The organism is Paenibacillus oryzisoli (assembly GCF_001653565.1).
In the GTDB taxonomy this organism is placed as follows: Bacteria; Bacillota; Bacilli; order Paenibacillales; family NBRC-103111; genus Paenibacillus_E; species Paenibacillus_E oryzisoli.
Map to the genome: position 1 here is coordinate 1 of NZ_LYPB01000055.1, position 7,990 is coordinate 7,990.

General features: G+C 50.1%; 6 protein-coding genes, 2 tRNA genes and 1 riboswitch. All 8 genes read right to left on the minus strand.

The window, feature by feature from the left end:
* Positions 1-423: 423 nt before the first annotated feature.
* The gene (locus A8708_RS36410; RefSeq protein WP_239696636.1) at positions 424-2,943 is read right to left on the minus strand and encodes an ABC transporter transmembrane domain-containing protein; all 2,520 of its coding nucleotides are present in this window, start codon (positions 2,941-2,943) and stop codon (positions 424-426) included.
* 69 nt (positions 2,944-3,012) lie between these two features.
* Entirely contained in the window at positions 3,013-3,546 is a 534-nt protein-coding gene (gene yyaC / locus A8708_RS11035) for a spore protease YyaC (RefSeq protein WP_068663546.1), read from the minus strand.
* A gap of 181 nt (positions 3,547-3,727) precedes the next feature.
* Positions 3,728-4,387, minus strand: a complete 660-nt coding sequence (locus A8708_RS11040) for a hypothetical protein (RefSeq protein WP_068663547.1) — start codon at positions 4,385-4,387, stop codon at positions 3,728-3,730.
* A 183-nt stretch (positions 4,388-4,570) separates the two neighbouring features.
* The gene (locus tag A8708_RS11045; protein ID WP_068663548.1) at positions 4,571-5,467 is read right to left on the minus strand and encodes a C40 family peptidase; all 897 of its coding nucleotides are present in this window, start codon (positions 5,465-5,467) and stop codon (positions 4,571-4,573) included.
* A 4-nt stretch (positions 5,468-5,471) separates the two neighbouring features.
* Positions 5,472-5,638, minus strand: a riboswitch (cyclic di-AMP (ydaO/yuaA leader).
* Between the two features lie 95 nt (positions 5,639-5,733).
* The gene (locus A8708_RS11050) at positions 5,734-6,249 is read right to left on the minus strand and encodes a GNAT family N-acetyltransferase (protein ID WP_068663549.1); all 516 of its coding nucleotides are present in this window, start codon (positions 6,247-6,249) and stop codon (positions 5,734-5,736) included.
* A 183-nt stretch (positions 6,250-6,432) separates the two neighbouring features.
* A complete protein-coding gene (locus tag A8708_RS11055; RefSeq protein WP_068663550.1) occupies positions 6,433-7,380 on the minus strand; it encodes an acetylxylan esterase in 948 nt (315 codons plus the stop codon).
* 436 nt (positions 7,381-7,816) lie between these two features.
* Positions 7,817-7,887: transfer RNA gene (locus A8708_RS11060), tRNA-Gly, on the minus strand.
* Between the two features lie 19 nt (positions 7,888-7,906).
* Positions 7,907-7,983: transfer RNA gene (locus A8708_RS11065), tRNA-Pro, on the minus strand.
* Between the last annotated feature and the right edge of the window lie 7 nt (positions 7,984-7,990).

The following is a 7,990-nucleotide window of genomic DNA, read 5'->3' on the forward strand; positions in this document are numbered from 1 at the left end:
AGTAGGGTCCTTTCTTGGTGGTGTCGTAATCCCGAGAATACCCTACTTTTTTGTTGTCTGTGAAGACTCCAAATTTTGTTACACAAACTATTTTACTTCATCCCCCGAGGTTACCTCGCCCTGGAATAAGGCCCTTTTTGGGCCTTATTTCCGAGTTCCCGCCTATTCTGCGGGCGATTTACACAGATAGCGCCCTTTTTAGGCGCTATTCCCTTCGCCGAGGCTACCTCGTCCTGGAATAAGGCCCTTTTTGGGCCTTATTTCCGAGTTCCCGCCTATTCTGCGGGCGATTTACACAGATAGCGCCCTTTTTCGGCGCTATTCCCTTCGCCGAGGCTGCCTCGTCCTGGAATAAGGCCCTTTTTGGGCCTTATTTTCGAGTTCCCGCCTATTCTGCGGGTGCTATTGCCTGTGCTTCAGCGGCTACCCTAAGCCGCCCTTCACTGCCTCTTCGGCAGCCTTCGCGAACTGAGTGCTGTACAGCCGCGCATAAAGCCCTTCCAGTGCGAGCAGTTCGCTGTGCGTGCCCCGCTCCACGACACTGCCCGCTTCGATCACCAAAATGTGATCGGCGGCCAGCACCGTGGAGAGCCGGTGCGCGATCACGAGCGTCGTGCGCCCTTGCATCAGCTCCTCGAGCGCCGCCTGCACATAGGACTCGGATTCCGAGTCCAAGTGCGACGTCGCCTCATCGAGGATGAGGATGCGCGGGCGCTTCAGGATCGCGCGAGCAATCGCGATCCGCTGGCGCTCGCCACCGGAGAGCCGGTGGCCGCGCTCTCCAACCATCGTGTCGTACCCTTCGGGGAGCGACATGATGAAATCGTGGATGTAGGCCTGCCGACAAGCGGCCTCCATCTCCTCACGCGTTGCGTCCTCCCGCGCGAAGCGCAGGTTGTCGCCAATCGTCGCGTGGAACAGAAAAGACTCCTGCGTCACATACGCGATCTGCGCTCGCAGTGACGCCAACTCCACGTCGCGGACGTTCACGCCGTCGACTTCAACAGCACCGGCTGTCGGATCATACAGCCGCGCGATCATCCCGATCAGCGTCGACTTCCCGGCGCCGCTAGGTCCAACAAGCGCGACCATCTCACCAGGCTGCGCCTCAAAGGTGATGTCGCGCAGCGCATACTGCACCTTCTCCCTTTCCCTGCCTTGCTCAGCCCGCTTCCCTCTGTCTGCTCCCTCGCTTTGCTCCACCTGTCTTCCTCTCTCGGCTCCCTCGCCTTGCTCAGCCCGCTTCCCTCTCTCGGCTCCCTCGCCTTGCTCAGCCCGGTTCCCTCTCTCTGCTCCCTCGCTTTGCTCCACCTGTCTTCCTCTCTCAGTTCCCTCGCCAAGCTCCACCCGCTTCCCTCTCTCAGTTCCCTCGCTTTGCTCCACCTGTCTTCCTCTCTCGGCTCCCTCGCCTTGCACAGCCCGCTTCCCTCTCTCGGCTCCCTCGCTTTGCTCAGCCCGCCTCCCTCTCTCAGTTCCCTCGCTTTGCTCCACCTGTCTTATTCTGTCTGCTCCCTCGCCTTGCTCAGCCCGTTTCCCTCTCTCGGCTCCCTCGCTTTGCTCCACCTGTCTTCCTCTCTCGGCTCCCTCGCTTTGCTCAGCCCGCTTCCCTCTCTCAGTTCCCTCGCTTTGCTCCACCTGTCTTCCTCTGTCTGCTCCCTCGCCTTGCTCAGCCCGGTTCCCTCTCTCAGTTCCCTCGCTTTGCTCCACCTGTCTTCCTCTCTCGGCTCCCTCGCTTTGCTTCACCTGTCTTCCTCTCTCGGCTCCCTCGCCAAGCTCAGCCGTCTTCCCGCTCTCCCTTACTTCCTTCCGTCTACTCTCCTGTCCATCCCTCTCCCTCACTCTCCTCTGCTCCCCAACCTTATAAGCGAATGACACCTGCTTATATCGGACATGCCCCGCCACCTTGCCTAACGGACGCGCGCCATCAGCATCCATGACGTCAGGTACCATGTCCTGATACTCAAAAATCCGCTGAAATACCCCCAGCGCTGTCGCGACCTCCACATGTAGATTCAGCAATGTCCCTACTGGCATATACAGCCGTCCCAAATACGCCGTAAACGCGACAATCGAGCCTAAAGTCATATCACCCTGAATGACGGAATAGCCGCCATAGATATAAATAATAGCCGTACCTAACGGCCCTAACGTACTAGTTGCCATTCCGAACCAACGGCCAACTAGATTGAGCCGCAGTTCAAGATCCATCACCTTTTGGTTCATCGTTGTGAATTCTTGCTCTTGTTGCTTCTCTCTGCCAAAAATCCGCGTCAACAACGCGCCTGATATGCCGAAATTCTCATTCAGTTGCGAGGTAATATCGGATCGCACTTTTTGTGTTTCGATGCGTAGGTCCTTTCGTAGCTTGGATACCTTTTTTACAGGCAAAACGAAAAGAGGCAGAATAAGCACCGAAATAATCGCCAGCTTCCAATCTAACGCAAACAATATCCCAATTGTTGTGAAAACAATGACGATCTGCGTAATCGAAGAGACGACTATGGACGTAACCACACTCTGTACAGACTGTACATCCCCTGTGATCCGCTGAACAATTTCGCCAGAACGCGCGTCCGTGAAGAACGACATCGATTGCCGCTGCAAATTGTGAAACAGCGATTGCCCCAAATCCCGGATAACCCCTTGGGTTACTTTGGTATTGAGATGGTTTTGCCATACGCCAACTACGCCGCTTAATACCGGCAGCACGATTAACAGCAGCGCCATCACAGACAATAACTGAACACGCCCTTGTGGAATGGCCGTATCAATAATTTCCTTCATAACTAGAGGAGGGATCAACCCCATCACTGCCGCAAGCAGTGCCAAGCCAATAATGACCAAGAGCTGTCCCCAATATCTTTTGAACAATAACAAAATCCTTCGTATCGATACATCCTTCAACTTGGCCTTTGGACGATTCCGGTCGGAAAGCCGCCCCATTCCTCCTGGCCCACCTGCTCCAATCACTCACCCATCACTCCGATCTTTCTCCTCTTTGCTGCCCCTCAGCTACAAAGGAATTGCATGAACAATTGCACGAATTACTTCTTCAGCCATCTGCATAACACGATATAACGAAGTCGTTTGCAGAACATTATACTGTCTAGGTCCATCCACATTGACGATCGCCGCAATCGTATAATCGCCAACGGGAGGTAAATCTTTCCCTACTGATTTGCCTGGAGCCAGAGGCTGGTTCGATAACTGGTACAGACCCACACTCAGTTTGCGCCCCAAACAAGCATCGATCGCAATAACAACAACATTCGGTGGAATTTCTTGCAAACGTATGGCCAAATTCGTAGCATCACATGGTGCTGCCAACGTACCAATGACGTGTGGATAGCCCCATTCCTCGAGCCTGCTTCCCACAAGTGGACCCAGCGAATCGCCTGTTGAGCGATCTGTCCCTATACATACAAAAGCAAGACGGTTAGGCTCCAGCCCCCTGCTCAAGGCTATTGTTTGTAGAATCTGTCCTAACTGCTCGCCATCTACTCTTTTCCAAAACTGCTCCTGCAGCTCCATCGGTTCCCTCTCCATCTTTGCCTCCCTTTCAGGCATGTACACCTAACCTTCCACCTGATCCACTTTAGTTCCATTCTTTCATATGGAGGTAGGTTGTGTCCACTTGCATAGCTCTTTCGCATACACCAAATAAGCGTTACTCGACAACCGAGCAAAGCCTATTCATGCCGCTTATAGATCTGACGATACAACTTTCCTAATGTACGCGATTCATCCGAACAATGCGATAATAGAGCTGACCGCTGACTTCTTGCTCCACTTCTAGATAGCCTTCTGAGTGAACATAATCCCCTAACATAAACGTAGAAGCATCGGCCGAATCAGCATGTGTAAGAAAGAGCAGCGCCACCTTATCATCCCCCACTACGAATCCAACCTGTTCCTTTACCTGAAATTTCTCAATAATTTTGCCATGATGTGATCTCACAATATGATGAAACCGCCAAGTACCTTCTTCTTGTATGATAAAATAAAGCACTCGATTACGATGCGCATTACTGAACTCCCGCGTCACACCAATCATGCATACCTTCTCACCAACGCGTAAATATTCATCAATGACATAAGATTTCAGTCGTAACCGGTTCACATTCTTGCTCTGAATATAACTTTCCATCTCATCAATAGAGCGCAGATCCCTCGGATCTTGCTTCGTTGCATAAAATACTTCTTTAATAAAAGTATCCGTTTGAAATTGTCTTGCCCCTTTGAAATGGTTATATGTATGAAAAAATTGCGTAATCACAAACCGAATGTCTTCCGGTATGGCAGGACCTGTTTCCACGTTGTACATGCGTTCTGTTCGGACCGACAATTTTATCTTATGAAACCAGCTTTTCCAGACACTAACTTGCATGTCGCACGCGTCACCCACCTTCTTCCAATCCTTGTTCCATTATAGGCTATAATCCTCAAAAATTCGATAAAAATCGCACAATTCCGCGCAAAAAAAAGAGCATATGCCGCTTTGCTTTCTATCAAGAAAGACTTAGCGAACGTACGCTCTCATACATCATGCTTGCACTTCATTCATAACAACCTATAATACGCGCTTGGCACCTACATATCTAGAGCCCCAATAGGAGCTAGCGAGACTATCAACTGTTACACCAACGGACGTTGTTGAGGAAATGAATTGATTATTTCCAATGTAAATGCCCACATGATTGACGATACCAGAAGCAAAGAAGACTAGGTCTCCCTCTTGCAAATCCGTCACTCTCGCCCCCACTTGATCGTACATTTGCACGGAGGTGCGTGGCAGGTCGATGCCTTTGGCCTCGTATATATAACGAACGAATCCAGAGCAATCGAAGCCCTTAGGCGTTGTTCCTCCCCACCGGTATGGCGTCCCTTTGAAAGTCGTAGCAGCTTGAATAATTTGAGCCGCAATAGATGGCTGAATGACCTTGGCCACTGGGGCCGCTGCGGCTACTGGCGGGGGTGCGATCCAAGCTGGCTTGTGAGGCTTTCCATCCTCTTCCACGATCGCGACTTTATTCGCATCGTTCCACGCAATCGCAGATCCGAATGTCTCTGTCACGAAACGTAGAGGGACATAGGTACTCCCTTTAACTAGCGTTGGACTACTCTCTAAAGCAACTAACTTACTATTCACGATCGCTTGCTCATCGTCTGTAGTGAGTTGAATCGCCTGTTGCTTGTTCATCAGCGTGACGACGACTTCATCGCCTTGCTTCGCCCATCCCACTTGATAACCCAACTTCTCCGACAACACGCGCAGCGGCACTTGAAGTTTACCATCCGTATCAATAAACGGTTGATCTTCCGGGAACTTCACCAGGTCATCATTGACCTGAACCTTCACCGAAGAGGTATCAGGGGCAGCGGCATGTGCAGATGGAGCGGCGAATAGGGAAATAGCTGCGCCTAGAAGCGCGCATGAACAAATAAAGCTTTTGGAAAAAAGTTTCAAAACGATTGTGCCTCCTTGAAGCCTCCGAGGTTAGTTGACGGGTTCGGGAAGAGGTTTTCCCTAGTGCGCCCCATTAGCCATAGACAGACTAACTGAGCATTCATTCACCCCAAGTAAAGAAGTCCCCCGTACCAGAGCTTTCGATGCTCTGAGATTCGGCATTTTTTGTCTATGTTAGACTAGCATAGTTCGTTTTGCCCTGACAACTTTTGCGAGATGGTAAGTGTTTCCTTTTCTATGTAAGCACATGAAAACAGCCACTCTTCTCAGAGCAGCTGCCGATACACCTCGGTAAACAGGATCCGTTTACAGGGATTAAACTCATTGTCCGTCATCGGGTTAGGATAACTCATGATGTTGAGAGGCAATTTCGGTTGCCCTTCTCGAAGTGGAGGCTGCGCATAAGGAAAGAGGTTCAAATGGAACCCGCAGCGCTTATAGAATTCAATTCTCCGAGTTGCATCTGAAGTAGTCGGAGGCTCGACTTCAAGTACGATTGGTGTACCTGCACTGCTCATATACGCCGTCAGCATGCGCTTGCCAATCCCGCCACCTCTGATGGCACCATTCACAGCAATGTGTTCCACAAATCGAAACGTGCTAAAGTTCCAACTCGCTAGGAAGCCGAGCAATTGCCCCTGATCATCTCGCTCTATATCTAATCTGTAGTTAGGATGCGCTAGCAGTGCCCGCTGGCCCTCATACGTCCTAATTTCCGTATCTGGAAATGCGGCTTCCATTAGCTCAAATACCTCTTCAAATGATTCCTCTGTGACCTTCATCCGTCAACACCTCCCTTCACGTTAGCTATAGGTTATCTTATCCAACTGTTCTGCTTCTTACTTTGTACGGAAATGATCGATCACCTCAACCCTTCGCACACACAAAGACCCCACCTTTGCAGATCCATGAGATCTCGGAAAAGGTAGGGTCTAGCACACTTTATATGGCCCTTGTTTCTGTCCTTACCATTTTGAGAAAAAGGCATGTGCAGCTGCATGGGAACCAGGAGGTGTTGCATGCCCCATGAAGGGATACACTTCTATAGATTTATTTGGGGATTCAATTCGGTTATAAGCAGCGAATATCGCTTCTGGTAAGCAGCACGTATCCTTCAACCCTACCGTAACATGAACAGGCTGCCCAATACGATCACCTAGATTCATGATGTCAAAATAAGAAACCGTTCGCAGTACATGAGACAGATACTCCGGGAAACGAGTCACGAAATCCGCTGCCTCACTAAGCGAACTAACCGAATTCAAGAGACCCAGATCCATGTGACATTGATTCGGGACATGAGCAATCGTTGCCCGAATGCGCTTCTCGAGCGCGGTTACGAGTAGCGCCAGCCCGCCGCCTTGGCTTCCACCGAACACGAATACCCGCTCACTGTCGATCTCCGGCTGCCCTAACGCGCATTGTACAGCACGCAAGGAATCGATCGCAACCGCACGATAATAGCTCGTCTCTGGGTCGAGAATCCCCTGTGTAATCCATCCTCTCGTCATACCCGTCTCCTGAGGCAGCAGGTTACCGCTATCGCCGCCCTGCCCGCGTACATCAACGGCAAGTACCGCATAACCCATAAGCAGCCATGCTGCATGATCCTCGGGTCTACCCTTGGAGCCCGTATAGCCTGGGAATGTAACAATACATGGTACCTTCTTCGACTTACTCTCTGCATTAGGCAGCAACAACCAAGCATGGATCGGTGTTTCCGCAGCCCCTTGCAAGACAATCTTATTCACTTCCGCTTGTACAAAAGATGAAGGCACCGTCTCTCTTGTATACGATACTGCTTGCGTAGCTTCTGCATATGTGCGCTCCCAGAATGCAGCTAGATCAGCTGTCGCCGTTAACTCCGCATGATAATTGTGTAACCCCTGAATACGATTTTCAATAGCGTTCATTTCGGTTAGTCCCCCATTGCATGTTTTTCCCATTTTAACCTAGATATACGAGGATGACTATTGGAAAATTTGAAGATGAGACGGAACGTCGACACTCTGCACCGATAATTCTATCACTCTCCTGCGAACGCAAGAAGACACCAGATTCGTGTTTAGATGTATAAACTACAGCTAATTTACTCGAATCTGACGTATTTTCGTGATTAGATGGATAATGTACATCTATTTCCTATGTAATTTGAAGAATCCAGCAAATCGAAGGAATACAACTACAAGAAATACATTTAATCTTTCAAATTCAAGAAATACCCTTCAAATAGATGGAGAAAATCCAGTTAAATAACGAGCAGTAGGTTTATTGCTCATTGAAACCTAGAGGTTCAAATCCCTAATAATGAAGAAAGAGACCACCCGAAGGTCGTCTCTTTCTTGTGTAAGCGGGCGGCGGGAATCGAACCCGCGCGATCAGCTTGGAAGGCTGAAGTTCTACCATTAAACTACGCCCGCATATAAGAAAAACTAAAACTGGTCGGGACGACACGATTTGAACATGCGACCCCCTGCTCCCAAAGCAGGTGCTCTACCAAGCTGAGCTACGTCCCGTAGTGAA